Origin of the sequence: Mycobacterium sp. (genome assembly GCF_050701515.1) — a bacterium.
Lineage (GTDB): Bacteria > Actinomycetota > Actinomycetes > Mycobacteriales > Mycobacteriaceae > Mycobacterium.
On sequence record NZ_JBOGDB010000306.1, the window covers coordinates 1 to 24986 of the forward strand.

A 24986-nucleotide genomic window follows, 5' to 3' on the forward strand; every position below is an offset into this window, starting at 1 on the left:
CACCCGATCTGCTGGACCGACTGGCCAATCGGCTGCTCGACGCCGGCGCGGTGTCGGCCGGACACGGTTCCAAACTGGCCCGGGTGCTGGCCGGGGCCCCGGGCGAGGACGACGGCGAACCGGAACCCGACACCACGCAGGTGGATCCGGTGCACCGCGCGGTGGCCGAACAGGTCGAGCAGCTGCTGGAGTGGGACCGCGCGGTGCGGGCGGATGTCTACGACTCGGTGCACCAGATGCGGGTCACCACACGCAAGATTCGCAGCCTGCTGCAGGCGTCCGAGGGCGCTTTCGGCATCTCCAACGACGCGTGGATTTTCGACGAGCTGCGGCAACTGGCCAGTGTGCTCGGTGTGGCCCGGGACGCCGAGGTACTGGCCGAGCGGTACGAAAAGGCGCTGGACGAACTGCCGAAAGATCTGGTCCGTGGTCCGATCCGGAGACGGTTGGTCGACGGCGCCAAGCGGCGGTACCGGTCCGGCCTGCGGCGATCGCTGCTCGCGATGCGCTCGCCGCGCTACTTCCGCCTGCTCGACGCGCTCGAGGGGCTGGTGGCCGCCGAGCCGCCACCCACGGAGCCGGGCGAAGAGCCAGCGGCGGTGACGATCGACTCCGCCTACAAGCGGGTGCGCAAGGCCGCAAAGAACGCCGCCGGCGCGGCCGACGAGGACCGCGACGAGGCGTTGCACCGAATTCGCAAGGGCGCCAAGCGGCTCCGTTACACCGCGGCGGCCACCGGTGCCGACGAGGTGTCCGATCGGGCCAAGGACATTCAAAGCCTGCTGGGTGACCACCAGGACAGCGTGGTCAGCCGCACCCACCTGAGTCAGCAGGCCGAAGCCGCGCACGCTGCCGGCGAGGACACGTTCACCTACGGGCTGCTGTATGCGCAGGAGGACGATTTAGCGGGCGGCGCGCGCGAGCAGCTCGACGATGCGCTGAAGAAACTGAAGAAGTCGGTGCGCAAGACGCAATAGCGGGCGGACGAGTTGGCCTGTAAGCCGGATTCTGTCCCTCGCCGCCGCGTAGGACCACGGCGACGAGGCGGCGACCATCCATCTGGGCACACCGTCACCGGGTACCTCGAGCGGCCTACCCGCAGGCTCGGGCGAGCAACCCTCGGACGCCTGCGCGGCCGCACCAGGTGCGGCCTACTTGGCCTTGCTTCGGGTGGGGTTTGCCTAGCCATCCCGGTCACCCGGAATGCTGGTGCGCTCTTACCGCACCGTTTCACCCTTACCACCGAATGGTGGCGGTCTGTTTTCTGTGGCACTTTCCCGCGAGTCACCTCGGATTGCCGTTAGCAATCACCCCGCTCTGTGAAGTCCGGACTTTCCTCGGACCACCTTGCGGTGATCCGCGGCCGCCCGGCCAACTCGTCCGCAGTATTAAACGTACTGCGTCGGGTGCCTGTTCCGCGAGCAGGCCATACTTGTGGCCATGCCGCGGGTTCCACCGGTCCGCTATCTGATGCGGGCGAAAGATCTTGTCGACGCGCGCTACGCCGAGGCGATCACGGTGGACGATCTGGCCGCTGCCGCGGGGTTGTCCCGCGCACACTTCAGCCGGATGTTCACCCGAGAGTTCGGCGAATCGCCACGGGCGTATCTCCAGACCCGGCGGCTGGAGCGGGCGGCGGCGCTGCTGCGCTACACCGACCGGTCGGTGGCCGACATCTGCGTCATGGTCGGACTGCAGAGCCTCGGCTCGTTCACGACGAGCTTCGCCCGCGTGTATGGCCTGCCGCCCGCCGCCTACCGGGCCAGCATGCCGCCGGCCGCCATGCATGCACGCGTGCCCAGCTGCGTCCTGCAGCGGGACACTCGCCCACTCGCCGACAGCCGAGTCAAAACAGCACACGGGGAGAAGACGGGCCGCGACGACCCGCCGTAGCGTCGTGGCCATGATCAAAATTGCAAGCGCCCATCTGTGGGTGCACGACCAGGAAGTGGCACTGAAGTACTGGACCGAGAAGGTCGGTATGGAAGTGCGCCAAGACGTTTCGATGCCCGAGCTCGACTTTCGTTGGTTGACGGTCGGTCCGCCCGGACAGGACGACGTGTCCATCGTGCTGATGGCGGTGCCCGGCGAGCCGGTGATGGACGAAGCCACCCGCAAGCAGGTGTTGGACCTGACCGCCAAGGGCTTCGCCGGCACGGTGTTTCTCACCACCGAGGACTGCCAGGCCAGCTATGAGGAGATGAAGGCCCGCGGTGTCGAGTTCACCGAGGAGCCGCATGAAATGCCCTATGGCATCGACAGCGGATTCCGCGACCCGTCCGGCAATAGTGTGCGACTGACCCAACTGGCGGACATCACGGCCAATACTGGGTAGATGCGAACATCCGCGGCGGCGGTCGGCTCGGCGGCGTTCTTCGTGGTGGCGCCGGGCACCTTCGTGGGGCTGGGCCCCTGGCTGATCACCCATTGGGAGATACCGGGGTCCAGCCCGCCGCTGCGCGTGATCTTTGGCGTGCTGCTGATCGTGATGGGCCTGATCCCGCCCGTGCACGCGTTCATCCAGTTCGTCAAGGCCGGCGGAACGCCCATGCCCATCGCACCGACAGAGCGGCTGGTGGTCACCGGATTCAACCGATTCGTGCGCAACCCGATGTACGTCGGCCTGCTCACCGCGATCCTCGGTCAGGCACTGCTCTTCGACAGTCCCTGGTTGGTGCTGTACGCCGCACTCGGCTGGATCGCGACCGCATCATTCGTGCGGTGGTACGAAGAGCCCACCCTGGTCCGCACATACGGGGAGCAGTACGAGGAGTACCGGCGCAACGTGCCGGCATGGACCCCGCGGCTCACGCCCTGGAAGGAGTCGGCCGCCTAGTGTGCGGTCAGATCGTGGATACGCCCGAAATCGGTCGAAATCGCTATCTGACTGCACACTAGAGCCTCGATCTCACGCGCCGCCCCCACCGGTCGTCTACAGGGTGAGGAGGTAGACAGATGAACACTCGATATGCCGTCATCGACAGCGCACTGGGAGAGCTGACGCTGGTCGCCGACGGCAGCGCGCTGACCGGCCTGTATTTCCCGCACCACTGGTACCGGCCGGCGGCGGACACCCTCGGCCCCACGGCCGACGCGGACGACCTGTTCACGACGGCGCAGACCCAGATCACCGAATACCTGACCGGCGAGCGGACCGAATTCGACCTGCCGATTGCGTTGCGCGGCGACGACCTGCAACGACGCGTCTGGCGCCGGCTGACCACGATCCCCTACGGCGACACCGTCACCTACGGCGAACTTGCGGCCGAGCTTGCCGACGGTTCCACCGCGCAGGAGGTCGGTGCGGCAGTCGGCCGCAATCCGCTCTCGATCATCGTTCCGTGCCACCGGGTGGTCGGGAAGAGCGGCAAGCTGACCGGCTACGCGGGCGGACTCGAACGCAAGCAGTTCCTGCTCGACCTCGAGGAGCCGGCCGAAGTAAGGGAGGCCCGGTTGTTCTGATGGCCGTGACGAAATATCAGAAGCGGGTCGACTCGGGCGACTGGGACGCCATCACCGCAGAGGTCAACGATTTCGGCGGTGCGCTGCTGCCGAAGCTGGTCACCAAGACCGAGGCGGCCAAGTTTCGCGGGCTGTATCCCGACGACGACCTGTTCCGCACCACCATCGACATGGCCCGCTACCGGTTCGGTGAAGGCGAATACCGCTACTTCGAAAAGCCCTATCCCGAACCGATCGAGCAACTCAAGCGGGCGCTGTACCCACGACTGCTGCCGATCGCACGGGACTGGTGGCACAAGCTGGGCCGGACGCCGCCATGGCCCGACAAGCTCGACGACTGGCTCGACATGTGCCATGCCGCGGGCCAAACCAAGTCGACAGCCATCCTGCTCAAGTATGGGCCGGGTGATTGGAATGCGCTGCATCGAGACCTGTACGGAGACTTGGTGTTTCCGTTACAGGTGGTGATCAACCTGTCCGAGCCCGAGGTGGATCACACCGGCGGTGAATTCCTTCTCGTCGAGCAGCGACCGCGGGCCCAGTCCCGCGGCACCTCCACCCTGCCGCCGCACGGTCACGGCTTCGTGTTCACCACCCGCGAGCGGCCGGTGGAATCGAAACGAGGCTGGTCGGCCGCGCCCGTCCGGCATGGCGTGTCGGCGGTCCGCTTCGGCGAGCGCTTCACCCTCGGGCTGGTTTTCCACGACGCGGCGTGAAACGTGAAGGGCTACAATCGCCGACGCAAAACGATGACGTTGTCCATCCACGGGACCACCTCGCCGTCGGGACGGGTGACCTCACGCTCGACCTCCTTCACTCGCAACCGCTCGAATTCATCGGCGCTCAGGTCCAAGCTGGCGACCACCTCTTCGGCGCTGGGGAATTCGTGGACATGGTCGAGCTTCGATGCCCACGGTGGGGCCGAGCCGTGGTCGACGATCAGCAGCAGCCCACCCGGGCGCACCGCCTCGGCCGCATGAGCGAGGATTCGCGGCCTGTCCAATCGAACGGTGGAGTGCAGGAACTGCGCAGAGACCAGGTCAAACGTGCCCTCCGGAAAGGTGTCGGACAGCTCGTGTTGGACAAACTCGATGCGGTCGGCGACGCCACGAGAACTCGCTTCCCCCGCTGCCCTGCCAAGTGCGGTTTCGGAGATGTCGACCGCGACGACGTCCCAGCCTCGCTCAGCGAGCCACACGGCATCGCCGCCCTCGCCACACCCGAGATCGAGCGCCCTCCCGGGTGGTAGTTCAGCGGCCACCTCGGCAAGCCGGACGTTGACCCGACCGCTCCAAACGCGCTCGCGTTCCCCGTAGTGCTCTTCCCAGTGCGTCTGTGTGTCGTCGTCCATGGTCACTGCAAGTAAGACGTCTCGTTCACCAACCGCACCGACGACGCCCCGTCCGGGTAGAACTCGGCGATGGACAGCGATGCCAGGTCGAGGTGCAGCCGGTACAGGATGCCGGGCCCGGCGTCGAGCGCCAGCCGCAGCAGCGTTTTGATCGGCGTCACGTGCGACACCACCAGCAGCGTTTCGCCGCCGCGCTCGGCCATGAGCCGCTTGCGGACCCGCTGCACCCGCTCGAGCACACTGTCGAAGCTTTCGCCATCGGGCGGGCTGATGCTGGTGTCGCGCAGCCAGGTGCGGTGCAGCTCCGGATCGCGGTCGGCGGCCTCGCCGAAGGTCAAGCCCTCCCAAGACCCGAAATCCGTCTCGATCAGGTCGTCGTCGACGGCGACGTCGAGGCCCAGCGCCTTGGCCGCGGCGGCAGCGGTGTCGTAAGCCCGCTGCAGCGGCGAAGTGATGACGGCCGCGACTGCGCCGCGCTGCGCGACATACTGCGCCGCGGCTTCGGCCTGACGGCGCCCCACGTCGGTCAACGCCGGATTTCCCCGGCCGGAATAGCGCCGCTGCGTTGATAATTCGGTTTGGCCGTGCCGCAGCAACAGCAACCGGGTCGGTGCACCGCGGGCGCCGGTCCAGCCGGCCGGGGAGGCCGGCGTTTCCGTGGCCTTGGCCGACACCTCGGGTTCCGTCGCCGCCAACTCGGCAGCGGCGTCCATCGCCTCGTTGGCCAGCCGGTCGGCGTGAGAGTTCTTCGACCGAGGCATCCAGCCGAACCTGATGCGGTCGAACCTCGCCGCCAGGGCGGTGGCCTGCTGGTGAAGTGCGATCAGGTCGGGATGCTTGACTTTCCAGCGGCCCGAGATCTGTTCCACGACCAGCTTGGAATCCATCAACACCTCGACGTCGCTCGCGCCCAATTTGGCCGCCTCCTCCAGACCGGCGATCAAGCCGCGGTATTCGGCGACGTTGTTGGTGGCGCGCCCGATGGCCTGCTTGCTTTCGGCCAGCACCGTGCTGTGGTCAGCGGACCACACCACCGAGCCGTATCCCGCCGGCCCCGGGTTGCCGCGGGATCCACCGTCGGCCTCGACGATTACCTTCACTGATCTGCACCCTTGACCCGCAACAGGATTGCACCGCACTCGGGACAGCGCAGCACCTCGTCGTCGGCCGCGGCGGAAATCCGCGCAAGCTCGCCGCGGTCGATCTCGATCCGGCATGCTCCGCACCGACGTCCCTGCAACCGTCCGGCACCCGCGCCGCCGCGGGCCCGCTGACGCTCGTACATCGAAACCAATTCGGCGTCCAGTTCCGCGGTCAACTCGTCACGCCGGGAAGCACACTGGTGACGGGCCTGCTCGATCGCGGCGAGCGCGTCGTCGAGCTCCCTCTGTGCTTCGGCGAGCCCGCTTTCCAGCGCGTCGATCTTGGCCAGTTCGTCGGCCTGCTGACTCTGCAGTTCTTCCCGGCGCTCCATCACCTCCAGCAGCGAGTCCTCCAGGCTGGACTGGCGACGTTTCAGGGTTTCGAGTTCATGTTGCAGTTCGGTGAGCTGCTTGGCGTCGATGGTGCCCGCGTCGAGCAGCGCGCGGTCCCGTTCCTCACGCGCTCGCACCGCGTCGATCTCCGACTCGAACTTCGAGATTTGGGCATCCGGATCCTCCAGCACGAGCCGTAGCGACGCCAGCCGATCGTTGGCCTCGCGATGCTCGGCCTGGGCCTGCTCGAGGCGCTGCTGCTCGGCCAGGTGACCGGACCGGTGCGCGATCCGGCTCAGCTCGGCATCGAGGTCTGCCAATTCGAGCAGCGAACGCTGTTGGACGACTTCAGCTTTCATAACTCGTTTCTCTCGATATTCCACGGATCGGTGCGGATGGCGGACACCCGCACCGGTAGCGCGTCACCGAACCGGCCGCGAAGCAGCTCCGCGGCCTGATTGCACCACGGGAACTCGCTGGCCCAATGGGCGACATCGATCAGCGCGACATCGGATCGCCGGATGTGTTCGTCGGCGGGGTGGTGCCGCAGATCAGCCGTCACGTAGGCGTCAACGCCCGCGCCCGCGACGACATCCAGCAGCGAGTCTCCCGCGCCGCCACACACCGCGACGCGTGACACCGCGGCGTCATCCTCACCCGAGGCGCGCACACCCCATGAGGTTCCGGGCAGCGCGTCATGCACGCGAGAGACGAACGCCGCCAACGTCTCCGGTCGCGGCAACGACCCGATGCGGCCCAACCCGGCATCGGCCGGAACGGGTGCCAGCGCGAAGATGTCGAAGGCGGGCTCCTCGTACGGGTGTGCGGTCCGCATCGCCGCCAGCACATGGCCGCGCAGCCCGGCCGGGGCGATGACCTCCACTCGATCCTCGGTCACCCGCTCGACGGATCCGACGCTACCGATCGTGGGTGTCGCGCCCTCGTGGGCGAGGAACTGGCCGGTGCCGGTGACAGCCCAGCCGCAGTGCGAGTAGTCGCCGATGTGACCGGCGCCCGCGGCGAACATGGCCTCCCGCACCGCGTCGGCATTCTCGGGAGGCACGAACATCACCCACTTGTCCAGATCGGGACCGCCGACCGCCGGCGCCAGTACCTCTTCCACGGTGAGCCCCAGCGCTTCGGCCAGCGCGTCGGACACTCCGGGCGAAGCGGCGTCGGCGTTGGTGTGGGCGGTGAACAGTGCCCGTCCGGTGCGGATCATCCGGTGCACCAGCGCCCCCTTGGCCGTGCTCGCGGCGACGGTGTCGACGCCCCGCAGCAGCAGCGGGTGATGGGCCAGCAGCAGCCCCCGCTCCGGCACTTCGTCGACGACGGCGGCGGTGGCGTCGACCGCGATAGTCACCGAGTCGACGTTCTCCCCCGGATCGCCGCAAACCAAGCCGACCGAGTCCCAATCCTGGGCCAGCCCAGGCGGATACGCCGCGTCCAGCACGCCGATGACGTCCGAGAGGCTCGCAGTCACATCAGCACCTCAGCACCTCAGCGACCGCATCGACCAGCACCTGCCAGTCCGGACGGACAGCGGCTCGCAGGTATTGTCCGTCCAACCCGACGAACGTATCGCAGCGGCGCACTGCAATGCCCTTGGCGTCCAACCGCTTTCGCATCAGCTCCGCGTCGGGCACGGTGAACAGCACGAACGGCGCACAACCGTCGACGACGTCCGCCCCCACCGCGGTCAGACCGGCCACCATTTCGGCGCGCATTCTCGCCAGCCCGCGCGCCCCTGCATCGGCCTCGGCCGCCGCCTGTGGTGAGCAGCACGCCGCGATCGCCTCCAGCTGAAGGGTGCCCAACGGCCAGTGGGCGCGGCGCGCCGTTAGCCGACTCAGGACCTCGGGCGCACCCAGCGCGTAGCCGACCCGCAGCCCGGCCAGCGACCACGTCTTGGTCAGGCTGCGCAGCACCACCACGTCGGGCAGTGGGTCGGCAGCCAGTGACGCGGGCTCGCCGGGAATCGCGTCGGCGAACGCCTCGTCGACCACAACGATTCGGCCGGGCCTGCGCAGCGCCAGAATCTGGTCGCGGTGGTGCAGCACCGACGTCGGATTGGTCGGGTTGCCAACGACGACAAGGTCTGCGTCCTCGGGGACGACGGCGTTGTCCAGGTCGAAAGGCGGGGCGAGCACGACGTGTCGCAGCGCGACGCCGGCCGCCGCCAGCGCTGCCTCCGGCTCGGTGAACGACGGCGCGATGAGCGCCGCCAAGTTGGGCCGCAGGTTGGCCAGTAGCGCGAACCCTTCGGTCGCCCCGGCCAGTAGCGCCACCTCGTCGGTGGTGCGGCCGTGTCTGGCCGCCACGGCTTCGGTCGCCCGGCGTTCATCGACCGCGCTCGGATAGCCGCTGAGGTCGGCCAGCCGTGATGCCAGCCGTTCCACCAGCCACGACGGCGGTTCGTCGGCACGCACGTTGACGGCGAAGTCCAGCATGCCCGGGGCTGCGGCCACGTCGCCGTGGTAGCGGGCCGCCCGCCGGGGAAGACTTGGCACAACACGAACAGTAGTGCGCCAGCGGCCGGGCCAGGTCGGGACGTCGGTCAATATCAGGGTTGGGGGCTGCTGGGCGAATGTGTGTGATCGCGGGTGTGTGAGCGTTTGTCGGTGGGTTCGGGGATGGTTGGGTTATGCGTCACGCATCCGCAAATTCGCGACTGGCCGTTGGGGGTGGTGATGGCGCGGTTTGAGATTCCCGACGGGTGGTCAGCTCAGGCGTATCGGTTCGCGCTGGATCCGACCGCGGCCCAGGCGGCGATGCTGGAGTCGCATTGCGGCGCGGCGCGGTTCGCGTTTAACCACATGCTCGGTGTGGTGAAGGCGAATCTGGATCAGCGCAGCGCCGAACGCTCCTATGGCATCGCCGAGCAGGAGTTGACCCCGGTGCAGGGGTGGTCGCTGGCCCAGCTGCGCAAGACCTGGAATGCGCGCAAGAATGCGGTGGCGCCGTGGTGGGAAGCCAACAGCAAGGAGGCCTACAACTCGGGGTTAGACGGTTTGGCTCGCGCTCTGCTGAACTGGTCGACCTCGCGCAGCGGTGCGCGGGCCGGCGCCCCGGTCGGGTTCCCGCGCTTTAAGACCCGGCACCGCAGCGCGCGGTCGGTGCGGTTCACCACCGGCGCCATCGGGGTAGCGGCCGATCGCCGTCATGTGGTGTTGCCGCGTATCGGGCGCGTGCGTACTCACGAGTCGACGCGCAAGCTGGCGCGGCGGCTGCGGGCCGGTACGGCGCGGATTCTGTCGGCCACGGTGAGTTTGGTCGGGGGGCGCTGGCAGTGTGCGTTTCAGGTGATCGTGACGGGTAAGTGCCGTCCCGCGCACGCCCGCCGATCGCCGCATCGGGTGGTGGGTGTCGATGTTGGGGTCAAGGATCTGTTGGTGGTCGCCACGGCCGACGGCGTGGAGGTGGCTCGGGTGGCCGCGCCAAAACCGTTGACTCGGGCGCAGGCTCGAATGCGGGCGGCTCAACGGCGAGCGGCGCGCAGGTGTGGCCCCTACGATCCTGAGACAAAGAGTCATCGAGAGCCCTCGAAGCGCTGGCAGCGGGCCAATGCCCGGATGGGCCGGATTCATGCCAAGGTGGCCGCGATCAGGGCCAACGAGATTCACCAAGCCACCGCCCGCCTGGCGACCCGTCACGAGGTCGTGGTGGTCGAGGCGCTGGCCGTCAAGAACATGAGTCGCCGAGGTGGTCGGCGCAAACGCGGGCTGAACCGCGCGCTCGGGGATGCCGCGATCGGGCGCATCCGCACCCAGCTGGGCTACAAGAGCACCTGGTATGGCACCGCGCTGGTGACCGCGCCACGGTCATTTCCGTCGACTCAACTGTGTTCGCGCTGCGGGGTGAAAACCAAACTCCGGCTGCGCGACCGCATCTTGCACTGCCGCAATGGATGCCCGCCGATCGATCGGGATCTCAACGCGGCGATCAACCTCGCCCGCCTCGGCGACCCCAATCATGGGCAAACGGGGACCGGTACCGGCAGTAGGCCGGCCGCTAGCGTCACGGCTGGAGATGGACGTGGAGCCATCCACAAGACCAGTCACACCACCACCCCTGGTGCGGTGCGGACGGCAGGAGGCGACGAAACGTCAACCCCGCACACCACTCACCCCGGTGCGGGGACCGCAACTCCGCAAGGAGAAGCTGCCTGAAATGCCCAGTCAAACAACACCCACATTTCAGGTAACGGACAATGAAGCCGTGGCAGACACGCTGGTGATCTTCGACCTCGACGGCACCCTGACCGACTCGGCGCAGGGCGTCGTGTCCAGCTTCCGCCACGCCCTGTCCGAGATCGGCGCCGAGGTTCCCGATGGGGACCTGGCCAGCCGCGTCGTCGGCCCTCCGATGCATCACACGCTGCGCGCGATGGGACTCGGCGAACAGACCGACGCTGCGATCGCCGCCTACCGTGCCGACTACACCGCCCGCGGCTGGGCGATGAACACTGTGTTCGACGGCATCCCGCAGCTGCTGGCCGATCTGCGGGCCGCCGGGGTGCGGCTGGCGGTGGCTACGTCGAAGGCCGAGCCGACGGCCCGCCGGATCGTCGAGCATTTCGGGCTGGACGGGCATTTCGAGGTCGTCGCCGGGGCCAGTGTCGACGGCGTCCGCGCGACAAAGGCCGATGTGGTGGCGCACGCGCTTGCCCAGCTCGAGCCGTCCCCCGCAAGCGGGAGGTGCCCCCAGCCCGACCGGGTGGTGATGGTCGGCGACCGATCGCACGATGTGGAAGGCGCGGCCGCCCACGGCATCGACACCGTGGTGGTCGGCTGGGGCTACGGGCAGGCCGATTTCGACGGGGCGCCCGCCGTCGGCGCAATCGCGCACGTCACGACGGTCGACGACCTGCGCGAGGTGCTCGGTGTCTGTCCCCCGCAAGCGGGAGGTACCCCCAGTCGGCCGGCGGGCGGCTCCGGTGTCTGAACCCACGCTGCACGTCACATTCATCTGCTCGGGTAACATCTGTCGCTCGCCGATGGCGGAGAAGATGTTCGCCCACCAGATCAACCAGCGGGGCCTGGCCGACGAAGTGCGGGTCACCAGCGCGGGGACCGGGGGCTGGCATGCGGGCGACTGCGCCGACGATCGCGCCAACCGGGTGCTGCGCGACCACGGATACCCGACGACGCACACCGCCGCACAGATCGACGAGAACCACCTGTCCGCCGACCTGGTGGTGGCGCTGGGCCGAAACCACGAGCGGATGCTGCGGGAAATGGGCGTTGCGCCCAACCGAATCCGGATGCTGCGATCGTTCGACCCGCGCTCGGGTGCCCATGCGCTGGACGTCGAGGATCCCTACTACGGCACCCATCAAGACTTCGAGGACGTCTTCGCCGTCATCGAGGCCGCGCTGCCCGGTTTGCACGACTGGGTGGACGAACAACTGGCCGACCGGGGATTAGCCAGCTAGGCCGGCGATGAACGAAGTGAAGAGGCGAAGTTTGATCCGGAGGTGGGCCTTCCTGGTGCGGCCGGGCTGGCTCGCGTTGTTCGTTGTGGTCATCGCGTTCGCCTACCTGTGCTTCACCGTGCTGGCGCCGTGGCAGCTCGGCAAGAACACCGAGACGTCGCGAGAGAACGAGCAGATCTCCCGTTCGCTGACCGCCGACCCGGTTGCGGTGACAAGCCTTTTGCCACAACAGAATTCGTCGGCCCCGGACGAACAGTGGCAGCGGGTGACGGCCACCGGACGGTATCTTCCGGATGCGCAGGTGCTGGCCCGACTGCGCGTCGTCGATGCCGAGCCGGCGTTCGAAGTGCTGGTGCCGTTTGCCGTTGACGGCGGCCCGACCGTCCTGGTCGACCGCGGATATGTCCGACCGGAGCAGGGCTCACGGGTGCCGGTCATCCCGCCGCCGCCGGCTCAAACCGTGACGATCACGGCGCGGCTGCGGGACTCCGAACCCGCCGTCGATGGCAAGGCGCCATTCCGCCAGGACGGCGCCCAGCAGGTGTACTCCATCAACACCGCGCAGATCGCGGCGCTAACGGGCGTTCCGCTGACCGGGTCCTACCTGCTGCTGGTTGAGGACAAGCCCGGCGGTCTGGGCGTCATCCCGCTGCCCCATCTGGATGCCGGACCGTTTTTGTCCTACGGGATTCAGTGGATTGCGTTCGGCATCCTGGCACCGCTCGGGTTGGGCTACTTCGTGGTGTCGGAGATCCGGGTGCGGCGACGCGAGAAGGCCCAGCAGACCCGACCGTTCGATGCCCCGCTCACCACCGAAGAGAAACTCGCCGACCGCTACGGCAAGCGGCGCTGACCAACACCGCCAACGCCGCACTCAGCACCTGGACCGCCCGCGAAAGCCGCACCGCCCGGACAAGATCCGAGACCTGCGGGGCGGGCCCGTCGCCGAGTGTGGGCCGGATCTCCAGCTGGTGCGCGTATTGAGTGGGCCCGCCGAGCCGGACACCCAGCGCACCCGCGAACGCCGCCTCCACCACCCCGGCGTTGGGGCTGGGGTGTCGGGTCGCGTCGCGTCGCCAGGCTCGCAGGGCGCCCGCCGGTGACCCGCCGACCACCGCAGCGCAGACGGCCACCAGCAGACCGGTGACGCGGGCCGCCACGAAGTTCAGCGCATCGTCGAACCGCGCCGCCGCCCAACCGAATCGGTGGTAGCGCGGCGAACGGTGGCCGATCATCGCGTCGACGGTGTTGGCACCGCGGTAGACCAGCAGCGCGGGCAGGCCGCCGACCGCCGCCCACAGCAGCGGCGCGACGTGCGCGTCGGAGGTGTTCTCGGCCACCGACTCCACCGCGGCGCGGGTCAGCCCGTCGGCATCCAGGGCGGCCGGGTCGCGTCCGCAGAGCGACGGCAACAGTCGTCGGGCACCACCGACATCGTCGGCCGACAACAGGTCGGCCATCTGCCCGCCGGTGCGGGTCAGCGAGGTGCCGCCGAGCGCCACGAACGTCACCGCGGCCGTGCTCGCGGCGGTCCATGCGGTGCCCCGCCCCGCGGCGGCCCGCTCCCCCGCGACGCCGAGTAGGGACAACGCGCCGAGCAGAACACCGGTATGCAACGCACCGGCCCAGCGGTCGTCGGCATAGGTGAACCGCTCGAGGGCGGCGGCGCCGCGGCCGAACAGCGCAACTGGATGTCCGCGCCGAGGGTCGCCCAGCACCACGTCGGCGAGGTACCCGGCCGCGATGCCCACGGCCCGGCCACGACACGTCGACGCAAACACGCCTGCGAGCGTCTCACAAAGTGGTCTACTCGAAACATGAGGCTGGGCCCACCGCGGCGGCCGACCCGCGCGGTCGATCTGATCAATCCCGCGGCGGTGCTGTTGCCGGCGGCCAACGTGATCATGCAGCTGTCGTCGCCCAGCGTGGGCTACGGCGTGCTGGAAAGCCCGGTGGACAGCGGCAACGTCTACAAGCATCCGTTCAAGCGGGCACGCACCACCGGCACCTACCTGGCCGCGGCCACCCTCGGCACCGACGCCGACCGTGCGCTGATCCGCGACGAAGTGGACAAGGTGCATGAGCTGGTCCGGTCGAAGCCGTCAAGCCCGTTGCCCTACAACGCATTCGATCCGCGGCTGCAGCTGTGGGTGGCCGCCTGCCTCTATCGCTACTACATCGACCAGCACGAGTTCCTCTACGGGCCGCTCGACGACGAAGCCGCCGACGCGGTGTACCAAGATGCCAGGAAGCTGGGCACCACGCTGCAAGTGCGCGAGGACATGTGGCCGGCTGACCGCATCGCGTTCGACGAGTTCTGGAAGCGCTCACTCGACGAGCTGAACATCGACCCGCCGGTGCGCGAGCACCTGCACGGGGTGGCGGCGATGGCGTTCCTGCCCGCCCCGCTGCGGTTGCTCGCCGGCCGCTTCAATCTCTTCGCCACCACGGGCTTTCTCGCCCCGGAGTTTCGGGCGCTCATGGCAATGACATGGACCGCGCGCCAGCAGCGCAGGTTCGAGTGGTTGTTGACGGCGTTGCGGATCGCCGACCGGGTCATTCCCCGCGAGGTGTGGATACTGGGCTATCGAATGTACTTGTGGGACATGCGTGCTCGCGCGCGCCGAGGAAAGCGGGTTGTATGACGGCACTTAACCACGTCGCGCTTACCGTGCGTGATGTCGACGCAAGCGGACCATGGTATCGAGCGCTGTTCGGCGCCGACCCGATGCTCGACGAGCACACCGACGCCGGATTCCGGCACCTGGTCTGGGTGTTCGACAACGGCACCGTGTTCGGCATCCACCAGCATGACCGGCCGATGGAGGGCGACCGATTCACCGAGTTCCGGGCCGGACTCGACCACGTCGGGTTCGGCTGCACGGACCGCGCCGAGCTGGAGACCTGGGTCAACCGGCTCAACGAACTCGGCATCGACCACGGCGGCATCGTGGACGCCCACTACGGCTCGGGGCTGAGCTTCCGCGACCCCGACGGCATCGCGCTCGAGTTCTTCGCACCGCCGGCCGGATAGCGGCGCCCCGCGAGCGACCGAATGGCGTATGGGCGATGGCTTCTAAACGCGCACTGTTTCGGATCTTCTACCGGGTCGGGTATACCCCGTGGGAAGGTCATCCGCTTGCGACGAGGCTGCGGGAACTGATCGAGGGAACCGCCGATGCCCCCGCGCTGCCGCCGGGATCGGCGCTTGACGTCGGGTGCGGCACCGGAGACGCATCCATCTATCTGGCTCAACACGGATGGCATGTCACCGGTGTCGACTTCGTGCCGATGGTGCTCGACAAGGCCCGCGGCAAGGCCCGTGCCGCCGGCGTTTCGGTGAATTTCGTGCACGGCGACGTTACGCATTTGAGTCAGGCCAAAATCGGTTCAGGCTTCCAGTTGATCGTGGACACCGGCACCCTGCACGGCATGAGTGACCGCGACCGTGACCTGTATGTCCATGAGATCACCGTGGCTGCGGCGCCGCGCGCACGGCTATTGATTGTCGCCATCAAACCCGGTGGGCCCCTTCGATTTCTGCGCGCCGATAGGGCGGAGATCGAGCGCCGGTTCACGCCCGCATGGACGCTGCTGTCGGCGGCGGATGAGCCGTTGGTGACTGCCACGGCGCCTCACGAACGATCGATCGCCAAGCTTCGCAACCGCTTCTCGGCGGCCAGCTACGTGTTGCAGCGTCGGGACTGACCCTGGTGGGCGCGAAAGGGATCGAACCTTCGACCGCTGGTGTGTAAAGCTGCCCCAAAGCGTCCCTACCGTCTCACCGAGTGCCGGTGGTGTCGATATGTCCTGGTGGCGGGTCTCAGGCGTGTCACCGCGTCCACCGTTTCACGGGTCGTTGTTGCGCGTCTTGGCACACTCTGGGCACACCGGGGGTTGGACTCACAGCGCGATCCGAAGACCGCTGCTGACACCGATTCCGAGAACGACGTTTTGTCCGTCGACCTCGCTACCGTTGCAGTATGGCAACTCAGGATGCGACCGCCCGCTGGGACAAGGTGCTGGAGGACATCCAGCGGGTCGACGACTCTCCGTCCGGGCGGAACACGCGCCGGGCGCTTGCCGGCGGAAAGACGGGTGCCGACCTGCCTGCGGCAAATGCATACAGCATGATCTCCGGCACCTACACAGGGCGGTTCAAAGAATTGTGGGCGGCCGACCCACCGCATGACTCGTCGCTGAAGGACGTTCTCCAGCCTGTCCACGATGCCGCCCATGCCTTCACCCCCTACGAGCCAATGGAGCCGCAGATCGACCAGCTCTTGGATGCCGTATCCGCTGCACGCGAAAAGCTGAGTGACGGTACTGGTTTCGCACCCACGGCGGAGCAGATTGTCGCCGATATGGAGATGTGGCTGAAAGTGAATCTACTGGTCGCCGGGACGAGCCACCTGGGCCCGATCAAGGTCATCGACGACGAGCTCGCCAAGCAAGCTGAAGCCGCGCGCACTGGATTTCGGTTGCCACCGAGGCATTTCGACTTCGCAACCAACACACTCGTCAATGTCCCCACGGCGACGTCGATCCCCCTCGCGGCGTTCGCCGCCTCGGTCGACAACACGATCGCGAGCACGTGGGCTGAGGCCATGCAGCCTAACCCGGCTGATCAGCCGTCCATCATGAAACAGTTCGCCGCGCAGCTGATCGTCACCTTCTACACCGAATGGGAGGAGCACTACCGGCCTGCCCTGGCCGAGGCGCTCGGCTGTGAGCCGGAGGCCATCAGGCTGAACTACTTCGGCGATCTCCGGAACATGCGCCAGGACTACGTCCACACTCGCGGCTTCTGCAAGAACTCCGCGAAGAACAACCTGCTGAAGTGGTTCACGAAGGGGCAGGCGATGATCCCGACGCCCGTGAACTACCTCGAACTGCTGACCGCCTTTCCATCCGAGGAACTCAAGGTAAAGCCGCCAGAGTTTACGAGGGATCGACTGCGCCTGGAGGCGAATGCAAAAGCGACACTCGTCGCCGAGTTCAACAAGGTCGTCGCTGCCTCAGGTATCACAAAGGACGCGGCACTGGATCAGGCGCTTGAGGCGTGGATCGCAGCTCAATCCGACACCGGATCGAACAGCTAGCACGCTAGCGCCTCGCCACCGGTCCCCGACTTGCAGCCATTCACCCACAGCAGTCCCAAGACGAGAACCAGCATTGCGACAGCCACGACCAGGCCCGTGAAGCGGGCGGCCGACGCGAATGTCTGTCTCGCTTGTTCTCCGTGCGAGCCGGACGACATCGTTGGAGTGTTCATAGTTAATCGGTTCCCCCTTGCGCGGCAGGCCGGTCGGTGACCGAGAACCCCGCATGCGTGCGGCCTGGCGGCTCAGCCAATCGGGAGCTATTGGCTGAGCCGGAAGGGCTGGCCCGCAACGGTTTCGAGGGGCAGATCGCGAGGGTCGTCGAGCATTGGTGGGGTGACCACATGCGGTGTCTCGCCATTGGGTAGGGCGGCGGGGGTTGTGTCTGCAGTGTTTTGGGCCCCGGGTTGTGGTGTGGCTTTTTCCAGGAACCGCAGCAGTTCGACGGGGAAGGGCAGCACCAGGGTCGAGTTCTTCTCGGCAGCGACCTCAACGACGGTTTGTAAGAGCCGCAGTTGCAGCGCGGCCGGGTGTTCGGACATCACCTCGGCTGCCTGGGCAAGTTTTTCCGATGCCTGCAGTTCGCCGTCGGCGGTGATGATCCGTGCCCGTCGTTCACGCTCGGCTTCGGCTTGGCGCGACATCGAGCGCTTCATCGAATCGGGCAGGACCACATCCTTGATTTCGACGCGGTCGATGTGGACACCCCAGCCGAGCGCGGGGCTGTCGATCATCAGCTCCATGCCCTGATTGAGACCCTCGCGGTTGGAGAGCAGGTCGTCGAGGTCGCTTTTGCCGATGATTGATCGCAGCGATGTCTGTGCGACTTGGCCGATGGCAGACGTGTAGTCCTGGACGTCGACGGCCGCGCGCACTGGATCGGCGACGTTGAAGTAGATGACGGCATCTACGCGCACGGTTACGTTGTCGCGGGTGATGCCGTCTTGGGCGGGGATGGGCATCGTGATGATCTGCATGTTGACCTTTTCGAGGCGGTCGGCGATCGGGATCAGCATCGTCAGTCCCGGTGCGCGAACACCGGTTTGCACGCGGCCGAATCGGTAGACCACGCCTCGTTCGTATTGTTTGACGACGCGCAGGTTGGTTCCCAGCCAGAGCACACCGAGGCCCAATACGGCGGCCAGTGCGTAGAGGAGGGTCATTTTTCTCTCCAGTTCCGCCCGGGCCTCGGTAGTCGTTGGTGAGCTCGGGCTCTAATAGCGGTGAATCGTCAGGCCGCTCGACACAGCGGTGTTGCGACAATGGTTGACGGCGAAACGAGTGTGTCGGCGACCTCGATCGGGGCGGTCGGCGCGGCGGGCCCCGAAAGGGGGTCGGTCCGGCGGGCGATGCTGGTGTCGGACGGCGCGGTTCGCGGCAGCGGCCGGCGCTGCTGGGTTCGGATTTCGGCCTCGGTGAGCATGCGTGGTCCCAGTAGCGCCAGGCCGGCGAGCGCGGCCGCGGCCAGCAGCACTCGGATCCTGGCCCGCCGATGGTGATTCGTCTGCGGCTGCGGATGCACGCTGTTGAACAGCTGAACCAATTGCGGGCTGTTCCAGCGCAGTCGGCGCTCGATGTCGCGCAGGGCTTGGAAGTCGTCGTCACTGAGCACGCCGCACCTCCTCGAATTGCCCTACCACGGCACCGTTACCGCGATCCTGGCCCAGACGGCGCAGTGCACCGCCTTCTGACTCCCAACGCTGTTGCGCCAAAAGAACGAGTCGGCGATCCTGCGCTTCGCGCGGCCCGATCCCCAACAGTTCGTCGGGGGTCGACACATCGTCGGGTTTCGACGCCGTCATCACAGCCGTGTACGCGCGGGTGGGGTTGGTGCAGGGAGGAACGACCAGCAGCACCAGCTGGCCGAACCCATCGCCGATCAGCGACAGGATGTTGGTCGAGGTGGTGTTGGAGCCCTCCAGGATGACGTTGTGACCCCTGAACTGCATCCGCAATGATGCTGGGGCCCAGCTGGTCTCGTCGTAGATTACCCGGTCGACGGATCCCACCCGCGGCCAGAGGGCTGCGAGCAGGAGTGGAAGTTCGGTGTGCAGTTGATTGGTGCGGGGCCACCAGGCGCCCTGCACGGATCCGCAGGACCGGTGGGCGGGCTTCAACCGCAATCGGAGATTACCGGTTCCCGGTCGGCGCGCGTGCGCGGTCTGGAAGGACAGAATTGGTGCGGACATGTGCGGGCCTCCCGCCTGGACTTGTCGGGTGAATGGGTCAGATCGTGTTTCGGCCGGCGCCTGGGTGGGCCTCGAGAGATCCGCCGTGCCGGGAGTGTGTGTAGCGTGCAACCCGGTTGGCCTCGACGGCCGAGGTCGGTGAGGTTTGGTAGCACCCTCGGTGTCAATGACACGGGCGGGGTTTTCGGCGCACTGATTGCGCGGTGGTGACTACCGGTCGCGACACCACGCATGGCGGCCGCCAATGTTTCGGTGGTCGATTCGGTCATAGATACCGTCCTCGGCCAGGCCGCCAGCCGTCGATTGTGGGCGGCGCCAGCAGCTCCAGGTGAAAGCCGTTGTGACCGTGGTCCCCGGCGGTGGGCTCGCCAGCCTCGTCGTAGAGCCGCTGCATCTTCACATCGAGTCGATGCGCGACGGCGGCGGCGTCGATCAGTTCGTTGAGCAGTCGGCGGGGCACGGCGTGGTCGTGCTTGTCGTAGATCTTGTGCTCCAGGTTGGCCCACAAGTCCATCGCGATCGTTCTGATCTGGAGTTCGACGGGCACCCGCTCGACGCGGTCGCTCAGATAGACCGAAACCTCGATGATCATGTGAAAGCCGTTGTAGCCGCCGGGCTTCGGGTGGGCGATGTAATCCTCGACCTCTATCACGGTGAGGTCGGCGTGCTGGCTGAGCAGGGTGGCGACCCGGTAGGTATCCGAGATGAGGCCGCAGGTGACGCGGACCCCGGCAATATCGAGGATGTTGGCGCGGATGTCGTCGACGGTGGGCGGGCAGCCGATGCACACGGCCTTACCCAGGATGCTGTCGGGCGGTTTCAGCCGGGATGTGACGTGGCGGATCGGGCAGTAGTGATCGGCGTGAGTGAGTTCGTCCTTGACGATATTGACCTTGGTCGTCAGCGCGGAAATGGCGCACTGATACGGCAGCAGGAACCCGGCGAAGTCGGTGTGCGTCGGCGTGAACTCGGTCTGCGGTAGGTCACCGACAACCTTGTGGGCGCCATCGACGGTCATCTTCTGCTCTTCTCATCGCAACACTGCTAATATAGAGGAAGTATATCCGTTAAATATAAGAACAGTAAGGGTGCTGGTGGGCGAAGAAGCAGACTCCAAGGCCGGGCGCAGCCGGCGAGATCGCCTGCCGCGCAACCGGCAACGTGAACGGGTGCTTCAGATGGTGCGTGCGCACGGCGACGCGATTGACGCCGTCGAACTCGCATCGCGCATCGGGTTGCACGTCACCACCGTGCGCTTCCACCTGGACGCGTTATGTGACGAGGGAGCGATCGAGCGCACCCGGATGAACCGGCACGGTGTGGGTCGTCCGCGCACTGGATACCGCGCGGTCGAGGAGCGGCTGGACTATCGGATACTCGCCGAGATTCTCGCGATGGAGCTCGGAGACACAACGGAGGCACGTGCTCGTCGTGCTCAGCGCGTCGGAGTGCAGTGGGCCGCCCGGATCGCGGGCTCGCAGGACGAACCCGTTGCGGGCCAAGACGATACGGATACTGCGTCGGCCGATGACCCGCTGGATCGAGGAGCCACACTCGCCGCGGAGGTCTTCGACCGGATGGGATTCGACCCAGAACTGGCTGCTGAATCCGAGCCAATGGCATCGCTGTCGGCTGACAGCAAGCAGATCGTCGGACGTGAACGGGTCATTCGGCTGCGCGGCTGCCCGGTACGGGATTTGGCCCGGGCCCACCCTGAGGTGGGTTGCAGCATCCACCTGGGACTGCTGCAGGGCCTGCTTGACCACGCCGCGGCCGCCGGTGGTAAACCCGGCACACGAGATCAAGGACTGTCGGCCAGGCTCGACCCGTTCGTCGAACCAGAACTGTGCATCGCCAGGTTGAACGCTTCGCGAAGATCAACGCGAAATTGATGCCGACTCGGTGAGCATCGTCTGCGCGCTGTGCGCGAAGAGCTAGCCGGTCAGGTCAGTCAAGGGCACGTCGGGGTCGGCCAGCTTCGATGGGTCGGGCTGCGCACCGGAGCGCACCAGCGCCTCGATGGCGTCGGTGACATCCCAGGTGTTGACGTTCATGCCGGCCAGCACCGTTCCGTCCTTCATCCAGAAGGCGATGAACTTGCCGCTGGCGACGTCGCCGCGGAAGACGACCTTGTCGTAACCGTCGCGCGGGACGTAGCCGGAATACTCCATGCCACTGTCGTATTGGTCGGAGAAGAAGTAGGGCACCTTGTCGTAGGAGGTGGCCGCGCCCTTCATGTTCGCTGCCGCGACCGGCCCTTGGTTGAGGGCGGCCGACCAGTGCTCAAGACGCAGGTGGGTGCCCAGCAGTGGGTAGTAGGCGTTGGCGACATCGCCGGCGGCGAATACGTCGGGGTCGATAGTGGCCAGGTACTCGTCGACGACGACGCCGTTGTCGATCGGCAGACCTGCGGCCGCGGCCAGCTCGGTATTGGGGAGGATGCCCACGCCGATCACGACCGTGTCGGCCGCCAGGACGTCCCCGTCGGACAGGCGCACGCCGGTCACTTTGTCGGCGGCGCCGATGATCTCGGCCACGTCGGCGCCCGGACGCAGCTCGACACCGTGGGCGCGGTGCAGGGCCGCATAGGCTTCGGCCACCTCCGCGCCGAGGACGCCCAGCAGTGGCAGCGATCCCCGCTCAATGAGGGTCACGTGACAGCCGGCGGCGCGGGCGGCGGCCGCGGTCTCCAGGCCGATCCAGCCGGCCCCGATGATGGCTACCCGCTGCGCGGCGGCGAATGCGGCCTGCAGTGCGTCGCTGTCGGCGACTCTGCGTAGGTAGTGCACACCTGGCAGGTCCGCACCAGCCACCTCGAGGCGCCGGGGCGACGACCCGGTCGCCAGTAGCAGCTTGTCGTAGCCGAGTGTCTCTCCCGACGCTGTGCGCACTTTGTGTGCAGTGCGGTCGATTTCGGTGACCCGCGTACCCAGACGCAGGTCGATGTCGTGTTCGCAGTGCCACTGCGCGGGATGGATGTAGATCTTTTCGCGCTCGGTGGCGCCCAGCAGGTAGCCCTTCGACAGGGGTGGTCGGTCATATGGGCGGTCATCCTCATCGCCGATGAGGATGACCTTGCCGTCGAAACCGTTGGTGCGCAGCGCCTCGGCGGCCTTGGCGCCGGCTAGCCCGGCGCCCACGATGACAAATGTCTGCTGTGCACTCACGTTCGTCTCCTTCTCGTTGTGTGGGCGGCAATTGTGTTCATGTGTCGCCCAGCCGAATCCTGTTGTGTTGCTTGCTTCTCGCGGACCGTCGTGGCGCGGCGCACCTCTCGACTGGCCCGCGAAACTCGTCGATCTTTCGCACCCGCTCGGCGTGGTGTCACCGCCGGGGCGATCATTGCTGCGCCAGCTGGTGGGCTTTGTCGCGCAGGGTGATCAGCAGATGGGCGAACGATTGTTGGAAGCCGGTGACGCCTTGGTCTTCGAGGGTGTGCCCGACGTCGTCCATGTCGATCCCCACCGCGCGCAGGTTCTGCATGACGCGGGTCGCTTCACCTATGTCGGTGTCGATGGTGCGGGCGACGGTGCCGTGGTCCCCGAATGCGGCGATGGTGGACTCGGCCATCGTGTTGATCGTGCCGGGGCCGATGAGGCTGTCGACGTAGCGGGTGTCGGGGTAGTCGGGGTTCTTGGTCGAGGTTGATGCCCACAATGGCGGTTGCGGGTGGGCGCCGAGGGCGGCCAGTTTCTCCCACCGCGGCCCGGCGAATCGGTCCCGGAACATTTGGTAGGCCAGGCGTGCCTGTGCGATGCCGGCACGTCCGCGCAGCGCCAGCGCGTCCGCACCGCCGATCTGCTCCAGCCTGCGGTCGACCTGTGTGTCGACGCGGCTGACGAAGAACGACGCCACACTGCGGACCGCCGCGAGAACTCCGCCGCGTGCGGCCAACGTTTCGAGGCCGTGTAGGTAGGCCTCGATCACCTGCTCGTAGCGGGACAGGGAGAAGATCAGGGTGACGTTGATGCTCAACCCCCTGCCGATCGTCGCTTCGATCGCCGGGATGCCCTCGGCGGTGGCGGGGATTTTCACCAGCAGGTTGGGGCGGGCGATGCGCTCGTGTAATCGGGCGGCCGCGGCGATCGTGGCCGCGGTGTCTCGCGCCAGCTCCGGAGCGACTTCGATCGACACGAAACCATCGCTGCCGCGCGATTTGTCGTAGGTCGGACGCAACACGGCCAGGGCATCGATGACGTCGTGCACGGCCAACTCCCAGTAGGCATCCTCGACCGAACAGCCCGCGGCGGTCAGTGCGTGGAACTGCGCGTCATAGGCATCAGAGGCGCCGATGGCCTTGGCCAAGATCGTCGGATTGGCTGTCACTCCGCGTATCCCGTCGGCCACGAAGGCGGCCAATGTGCCGTCGCGCAGGTATGCACGGGTGAGGTTATCCAGCCACGGGCTTTGCCGCTGGTAGGTGTAGAGCCGCTCGAGCCGGGTCATCACCCACACCCACCCCAGTCGGGCCGCGCGATGCGCGCGGTCCCCGTGTCGCGGACGACGATCGGCGACATGATCGACGCGGTCATGGTGCCGGCCGGTCAGTGCTGGTGGCTTCGCTGTCGGCGGGGACGGCTGGATCGGGTCGGCGTCGGCGACGCGCGCGTGCCGAGGGCTGCGCGTCGTGCACCACCACGCAGCACCGGTCAGGGGCCGGATCGAGTTCGGCGTGCGCGAGCGGGTGACCACAACCTGCGATGACACCCTCGACGAGGCGTAAGTTCAACCCGCACACCACGTCTCGGTGGTCCTTAGCGACCAAATGAAACGGGCAATTCCGGAGATCGATGCGGCCATCGTCGCCCGCGTGGGGCAGGTAGCCGCAATTGCGCAGTGCGCCCACCACACTTCCCCCAGTCTGAGCACCGGCACGCCGCCCCGCGTCATGCGCCGCGCTGTTCACGGCCTCTCGCACCGCTCCGCTGGCGTCCTGCTCAACCGATGCGACGAGTAGACGGGCGAGCAGTTCGTAGTCCCGGGGCGGCACGCTGACCGTGATCTCCTGGGCGGCTCGGGTGTATAGCTTCGCCGGCCGCCCCGCCCCCGGTCCCCCACGCCCAGCGGGCCGTTGGTAGCTGACGGTCAGCAGACCCGCCTTGGCCAACTTGTCCAGGTGATAGGCCGCCAGGGTGCGCCCGATCGACGCGGCGGCGGCGGCCTGCTCACGCGAGACCGGTCCGTTGCTCTCGATCACGCACTCGTATAACTGCCGCCGCAACGGGTCGTCCAGGTGACTCAAGCCGTTCAGCGCGGCCAGATCGGCGTGGCGGTTGATGGACATACCCCGACTCTAACACCAAAAAGTATTGACAAATAGGCGCGAGCGGCAGATTCTAAAACTAGTTCTGATTGGTCTTACAAAGGAGATTGCGATGACCGCCTCAGCGCTACCCAACTCAGCCGCCCACACCCCCTCCGAGGTGCTGCAGCGCGCCCGCTCCGACCCGCGCTACGCCGCGTTCCTGCTGCTGCGGATCGGATTCACGGTGCTGCCGATCGTCTTCGGCATCGACAAGTTCACCAACGTACTCACCAAGTGGGAGGGCTACCTGGCCCCGTGGATCGTGGACATCAGCCCGATCAGCGCGCACCAGACGATGCTGGTGGTCGGCGTGATCGAAATCGTGGCCGGCGTCGCCGTGGCGATCAAGCCGCGATACGCCGCCTACATCGTCGCCGCCTGGCTGGCCGGCATCATCATCAACCTGCTGAGCTACCCCGGCTTCTACGACGTCGCACTGCGCGACTTCGGCCTGCTGCTGGCCGCGCTCACGTTGGGTGGTCTGGCCTCGGTGTACGACCCGGCCTGGCACCGGCGCACCAAGTCCGGCACCGATACCCCTGCCACGTAGCCGGTCCCACCGTGCTTCCCTCCGTTCATCCGACGCCACCTACGCCTGCGACGGGTGAGCGGAGGGATCCGTCTCGTCTCCCGGAAGGAACCCCCTGCATTCCAGCGCCGCACTGCAC

The 24986-nt window shown here is 67.0% G+C and carries 29 protein-coding genes and 1 other RNA gene; 16 read left to right on the top strand and 14 right to left on the bottom strand.

Going from position 1 to position 24986, the window contains the following annotated elements:
• The coding region (locus ACRDU5_RS22210) for a CHAD domain-containing protein (protein ID WP_526617149.1) at positions 1-977 on the top strand (977 nt) is incomplete at its 5' end.
• 4 nt (positions 978-981) lie between these two features.
• On the opposite strand, the gene rnpB is transcribed toward ACRDU5_RS22210, so the two are convergent.
• An RNA gene (rnpB, locus tag ACRDU5_RS22215) (RNase P RNA component class A) lies at positions 982-1379 on the bottom strand.
• Positions 1380-1440: 61 nt separating this feature from the next.
• On the opposite strand from rnpB, the gene ACRDU5_RS22220 reads away from it, so the two are divergent.
• The 5 genes from ACRDU5_RS22220 (at position 1441) to ACRDU5_RS22240 (ending at position 4178) form a co-directional block, all read left to right on the top strand.
• Positions 1441-1893: a helix-turn-helix transcriptional regulator gene (locus tag ACRDU5_RS22220; protein ID WP_526617150.1), complete on the top strand. Its 453-nt coding sequence runs from the start codon at positions 1441-1443 to the stop codon at positions 1891-1893.
• Positions 1894-1903: 10 nt separating this feature from the next.
• Positions 1904-2335 carry a VOC family protein gene (locus ACRDU5_RS22225; RefSeq protein WP_526617151.1) on the top strand — a complete coding sequence of 144 codons (432 nt, stop codon included), beginning with the start codon at positions 1904-1906 and terminating at the stop codon, positions 2333-2335.
• Positions 2336-2836, top strand: a complete 501-nt coding sequence (locus ACRDU5_RS22230; protein WP_526617152.1) for a methyltransferase family protein — start codon at positions 2336-2338, stop codon at positions 2834-2836.
• 119 nt (positions 2837-2955) lie between these two features.
• Positions 2956-3462, top strand: coding sequence for a methylated-DNA--[protein]-cysteine S-methyltransferase (locus ACRDU5_RS22235; RefSeq protein ID WP_526617153.1), 507 nt, complete (start codon positions 2956-2958; stop codon positions 3460-3462).
• Complete coding sequence (locus ACRDU5_RS22240) at positions 3462-4178, top strand: 2OG-Fe(II) oxygenase (protein WP_526617154.1); 717 nt, start codon at positions 3462-3464, stop codon at positions 4176-4178. The genes ACRDU5_RS22235 and ACRDU5_RS22240 overlap by 1 nt, the downstream gene beginning before the upstream one ends.
• A gap of 11 nt (positions 4179-4189) precedes the next feature.
• Here the strand turns inward: ACRDU5_RS22240 and ACRDU5_RS22245 are convergent, their stop codons facing one another.
• Genes ACRDU5_RS22245 through cobC form a run of 5 tightly spaced genes read right to left on the bottom strand, consistent with a single transcriptional unit; the run spans position 4190 to position 8798 of the window.
• Positions 4190-4813: an SAM-dependent methyltransferase gene (locus ACRDU5_RS22245; protein WP_526617155.1), complete on the bottom strand. Its 624-nt coding sequence runs from the start codon at positions 4811-4813 to the stop codon at positions 4190-4192.
• 2 nt (positions 4814-4815) lie between these two features.
• On the bottom strand, positions 4816-5913 hold the full coding sequence (locus ACRDU5_RS22250; RefSeq protein ID WP_526617156.1) for a bifunctional RNase H/acid phosphatase: 1098 nt from the start codon (positions 5911-5913) through the stop codon (positions 4816-4818).
• Entirely contained in the window at positions 5910-6647 is a 738-nt protein-coding gene (locus tag ACRDU5_RS22255; protein WP_526617157.1) for a zinc ribbon domain-containing protein, read from the bottom strand. The genes ACRDU5_RS22250 and ACRDU5_RS22255 overlap by 4 nt, the downstream gene beginning before the upstream one ends.
• Entirely contained in the window at positions 6644-7771 is a 1128-nt protein-coding gene (locus ACRDU5_RS22260; RefSeq protein WP_526617158.1) for a Nif3-like dinuclear metal center hexameric protein, read from the bottom strand. The genes ACRDU5_RS22255 and ACRDU5_RS22260 overlap by 4 nt, the downstream gene beginning before the upstream one ends.
• Before the next feature lies 1 nt (position 7772).
• Positions 7773-8798: an Rv2231c family histidinol phosphate aminotransferase CobC gene (gene cobC / locus ACRDU5_RS22265; RefSeq protein WP_526617159.1), complete on the bottom strand. Its 1026-nt coding sequence runs from the start codon at positions 8796-8798 to the stop codon at positions 7773-7775.
• A gap of 180 nt (positions 8799-8978) precedes the next feature.
• Here cobC and tnpB point away from each other — a divergent pair, with 180 nt between their 5' ends.
• Genes tnpB through ACRDU5_RS22285 form a run of 4 tightly spaced genes read left to right on the top strand, consistent with a single transcriptional unit; the run spans position 8979 to position 12575 of the window.
• Positions 8979-10457 carry an IS607 family element RNA-guided endonuclease TnpB gene (gene tnpB / locus ACRDU5_RS22270; protein WP_526617160.1) on the top strand — a complete coding sequence of 493 codons (1479 nt, stop codon included), beginning with the start codon at positions 8979-8981 and terminating at the stop codon, positions 10455-10457.
• A 1-nt stretch (position 10458) separates the two neighbouring features.
• Positions 10459-11232, top strand: coding sequence for an HAD hydrolase-like protein (locus ACRDU5_RS22275; RefSeq protein WP_526617161.1), 774 nt, complete (start codon positions 10459-10461; stop codon positions 11230-11232).
• On the top strand, positions 11225-11722 hold the full coding sequence (locus ACRDU5_RS22280) for a low molecular weight protein-tyrosine-phosphatase (RefSeq protein ID WP_526617162.1): 498 nt from the start codon (positions 11225-11227) through the stop codon (positions 11720-11722). Before ACRDU5_RS22275 ends, ACRDU5_RS22280 begins: the two co-directional genes overlap by 8 nt.
• Positions 11723-11756: 34 nt before the next feature.
• Entirely contained in the window at positions 11757-12575 is an 819-nt protein-coding gene (locus ACRDU5_RS22285) for an SURF1 family cytochrome oxidase biogenesis protein (RefSeq protein WP_526617177.1), read from the top strand.
• Here the strand turns inward: ACRDU5_RS22285 and ACRDU5_RS22290 are convergent.
• A complete protein-coding gene (locus ACRDU5_RS22290; RefSeq protein WP_526617163.1) occupies positions 12529-13503 on the bottom strand; it encodes a cobalamin biosynthesis protein in 975 nt (324 codons plus the stop codon). The genes ACRDU5_RS22285 and ACRDU5_RS22290 overlap by 47 nt on opposite strands.
• 36 nt (positions 13504-13539) lie before the next feature.
• Between ACRDU5_RS22290 and ACRDU5_RS22295 the strand changes: the two genes are divergently transcribed.
• The 4 genes from ACRDU5_RS22295 (at position 13540) to ACRDU5_RS22310 (ending at position 16824) form a co-directional block, all read left to right on the top strand.
• Positions 13540-14367, top strand: coding sequence for an oxygenase MpaB family protein (locus tag ACRDU5_RS22295; protein WP_526617164.1), 828 nt, complete (start codon positions 13540-13542; stop codon positions 14365-14367).
• On the top strand, positions 14364-14756 hold the full coding sequence (locus tag ACRDU5_RS22300) for a VOC family protein (RefSeq protein ID WP_526617165.1): 393 nt from the start codon (positions 14364-14366) through the stop codon (positions 14754-14756). Before ACRDU5_RS22295 ends, ACRDU5_RS22300 begins: the two co-directional genes overlap by 4 nt.
• Before the next feature lie 35 nt (positions 14757-14791).
• Complete coding sequence (locus tag ACRDU5_RS22305) at positions 14792-15430, top strand: class I SAM-dependent methyltransferase (RefSeq protein ID WP_526617166.1); 639 nt, start codon at positions 14792-14794, stop codon at positions 15428-15430.
• Between the two features lie 275 nt (positions 15431-15705).
• Positions 15706-16824, top strand: coding sequence for a hypothetical protein (locus ACRDU5_RS22310; RefSeq protein WP_526617167.1), 1119 nt, complete (start codon positions 15706-15708; stop codon positions 16822-16824).
• A gap of 260 nt (positions 16825-17084) precedes the next feature.
• Here ACRDU5_RS22310 and ACRDU5_RS22315 read toward each other — a convergent pair whose 3' ends face one another.
• The 4 genes from ACRDU5_RS22315 to ACRDU5_RS22330 all read right to left on the bottom strand — a co-directional run bounded on the left by ACRDU5_RS22315 (position 17085) and on the right by ACRDU5_RS22330 (position 20031).
• Positions 17085-17987 carry a slipin family protein gene (locus tag ACRDU5_RS22315; RefSeq protein ID WP_526617168.1) on the bottom strand — a complete coding sequence of 301 codons (903 nt, stop codon included), beginning with the start codon at positions 17985-17987 and terminating at the stop codon, positions 17085-17087.
• 68 nt (positions 17988-18055) lie between these two features.
• Positions 18056-18436 (bottom strand): DUF3040 domain-containing protein, encoded by a 381-nt coding sequence (locus tag ACRDU5_RS22320; protein ID WP_526617169.1) that lies wholly within the window; start codon positions 18434-18436, stop codon positions 18056-18058.
• Positions 18426-19013 (bottom strand): DUF5994 family protein, encoded by a 588-nt coding sequence (locus tag ACRDU5_RS22325; RefSeq protein WP_526617170.1) that lies wholly within the window; start codon positions 19011-19013, stop codon positions 18426-18428. The genes ACRDU5_RS22320 and ACRDU5_RS22325 overlap by 11 nt, the downstream gene beginning before the upstream one ends.
• Positions 19014-19278: 265 nt before the next feature.
• Complete coding sequence (locus ACRDU5_RS22330; protein WP_526617171.1) at positions 19279-20031, bottom strand: GTP pyrophosphokinase; 753 nt, start codon at positions 20029-20031, stop codon at positions 19279-19281.
• Positions 20032-20107: 76 nt separating this feature from the next.
• Here ACRDU5_RS22330 and ACRDU5_RS22335 point away from each other — a divergent pair, with 76 nt between their 5' ends.
• A complete protein-coding gene (locus tag ACRDU5_RS22335; protein ID WP_526617172.1) occupies positions 20108-20905 on the top strand; it encodes a helix-turn-helix transcriptional regulator in 798 nt (265 codons plus the stop codon).
• Positions 20906-20947: 42 nt separating this feature from the next.
• Here the strand turns inward: ACRDU5_RS22335 and ACRDU5_RS22340 are convergent, their stop codons facing one another.
• The 3 genes from ACRDU5_RS22340 to ACRDU5_RS22350 all read right to left on the bottom strand — a co-directional run bounded on the left by ACRDU5_RS22340 (position 20948) and on the right by ACRDU5_RS22350 (position 24297).
• On the bottom strand, positions 20948-22180 hold the full coding sequence (locus tag ACRDU5_RS22340; RefSeq protein WP_526617173.1) for an NAD(P)/FAD-dependent oxidoreductase: 1233 nt from the start codon (positions 22178-22180) through the stop codon (positions 20948-20950).
• A gap of 172 nt (positions 22181-22352) precedes the next feature.
• Positions 22353-23459 (bottom strand): transaldolase, encoded by a 1107-nt coding sequence (gene tal, locus ACRDU5_RS22345; protein WP_526617174.1) that lies wholly within the window; start codon positions 23457-23459, stop codon positions 22353-22355.
• An 82-nt stretch (positions 23460-23541) separates the two neighbouring features.
• Positions 23542-24297: a helix-turn-helix transcriptional regulator gene (locus ACRDU5_RS22350; RefSeq protein ID WP_526617175.1), complete on the bottom strand. Its 756-nt coding sequence runs from the start codon at positions 24295-24297 to the stop codon at positions 23542-23544.
• Positions 24298-24388: 91 nt separating this feature from the next.
• Here ACRDU5_RS22350 and ACRDU5_RS22355 point away from each other — a divergent pair, with 91 nt between their 5' ends.
• Entirely contained in the window at positions 24389-24868 is a 480-nt protein-coding gene (locus tag ACRDU5_RS22355) for a hypothetical protein (protein ID WP_526617176.1), read from the top strand.
• Positions 24869-24986 lie beyond the last annotated feature (118 nt).

What these genes read in the sequence shown, in the direction of transcription:
- ACRDU5_RS22220 (WP_526617150.1), top strand. Translation starts at nt 1,441, where the DNA reads ATGCCGCGGGTTCCACCGGTCCGCTATCTGATGCGGGCGAAAGATCTT.
- ACRDU5_RS22225 (WP_526617151.1), top strand. Translation starts at nt 1,904, where the DNA reads ATGATCAAAATTGCAAGCGCCCATCTGTGGGTGCACGACCAGGAAGTG.
- ACRDU5_RS22230 (WP_526617152.1), top strand. Translation starts at nt 2,336, where the DNA reads ATGCGAACATCCGCGGCGGCGGTCGGCTCGGCGGCGTTCTTCGTGGTG.
- ACRDU5_RS22235 (WP_526617153.1), top strand. Translation starts at nt 2,956, where the DNA reads ATGAACACTCGATATGCCGTCATCGACAGCGCACTGGGAGAGCTGACG.
- ACRDU5_RS22240 (WP_526617154.1), top strand. Translation starts at nt 3,462, where the DNA reads ATGGCCGTGACGAAATATCAGAAGCGGGTCGACTCGGGCGACTGGGAC.
- ACRDU5_RS22245 (WP_526617155.1), bottom strand. Translation starts at nt 4,813, where the DNA reads ATGGACGACGACACACAGACGCACTGGGAAGAGCACTACGGGGAACGC.
- ACRDU5_RS22255 (WP_526617157.1), bottom strand. Translation starts at nt 6,647, where the DNA reads ATGAAAGCTGAAGTCGTCCAACAGCGTTCGCTGCTCGAATTGGCAGAC.
- tnpB (WP_526617160.1), top strand. Translation starts at nt 8,979, where the DNA reads ATGGCGCGGTTTGAGATTCCCGACGGGTGGTCAGCTCAGGCGTATCGG.
- ACRDU5_RS22275 (WP_526617161.1), top strand. Translation starts at nt 10,459, where the DNA reads ATGCCCAGTCAAACAACACCCACATTTCAGGTAACGGACAATGAAGCC.
- ACRDU5_RS22295 (WP_526617164.1), top strand. Translation starts at nt 13,540, where the DNA reads ATGAGGCTGGGCCCACCGCGGCGGCCGACCCGCGCGGTCGATCTGATC.
- ACRDU5_RS22300 (WP_526617165.1), top strand. Translation starts at nt 14,364, where the DNA reads ATGACGGCACTTAACCACGTCGCGCTTACCGTGCGTGATGTCGACGCA.
- ACRDU5_RS22305 (WP_526617166.1), top strand. Translation starts at nt 14,792, where the DNA reads ATGGCTTCTAAACGCGCACTGTTTCGGATCTTCTACCGGGTCGGGTAT.
- ACRDU5_RS22310 (WP_526617167.1), top strand. Translation starts at nt 15,706, where the DNA reads ATGGCAACTCAGGATGCGACCGCCCGCTGGGACAAGGTGCTGGAGGAC.
- ACRDU5_RS22315 (WP_526617168.1), bottom strand. Translation starts at nt 17,987, where the DNA reads ATGACCCTCCTCTACGCACTGGCCGCCGTATTGGGCCTCGGTGTGCTC.
- ACRDU5_RS22325 (WP_526617170.1), bottom strand. Translation starts at nt 19,013, where the DNA reads ATGTCCGCACCAATTCTGTCCTTCCAGACCGCGCACGCGCGCCGACCG.
- ACRDU5_RS22330 (WP_526617171.1), bottom strand. Translation starts at nt 20,031, where the DNA reads ATGACCGTCGATGGCGCCCACAAGGTTGTCGGTGACCTACCGCAGACC.
- tal (WP_526617174.1), bottom strand. Translation starts at nt 23,459, where the DNA reads ATGACCCGGCTCGAGCGGCTCTACACCTACCAGCGGCAAAGCCCGTGG.
- ACRDU5_RS22350 (WP_526617175.1), bottom strand. Translation starts at nt 24,297, where the DNA reads ATGTCCATCAACCGCCACGCCGATCTGGCCGCGCTGAACGGCTTGAGT.
- ACRDU5_RS22355 (WP_526617176.1), top strand. Translation starts at nt 24,389, where the DNA reads ATGACCGCCTCAGCGCTACCCAACTCAGCCGCCCACACCCCCTCCGAG.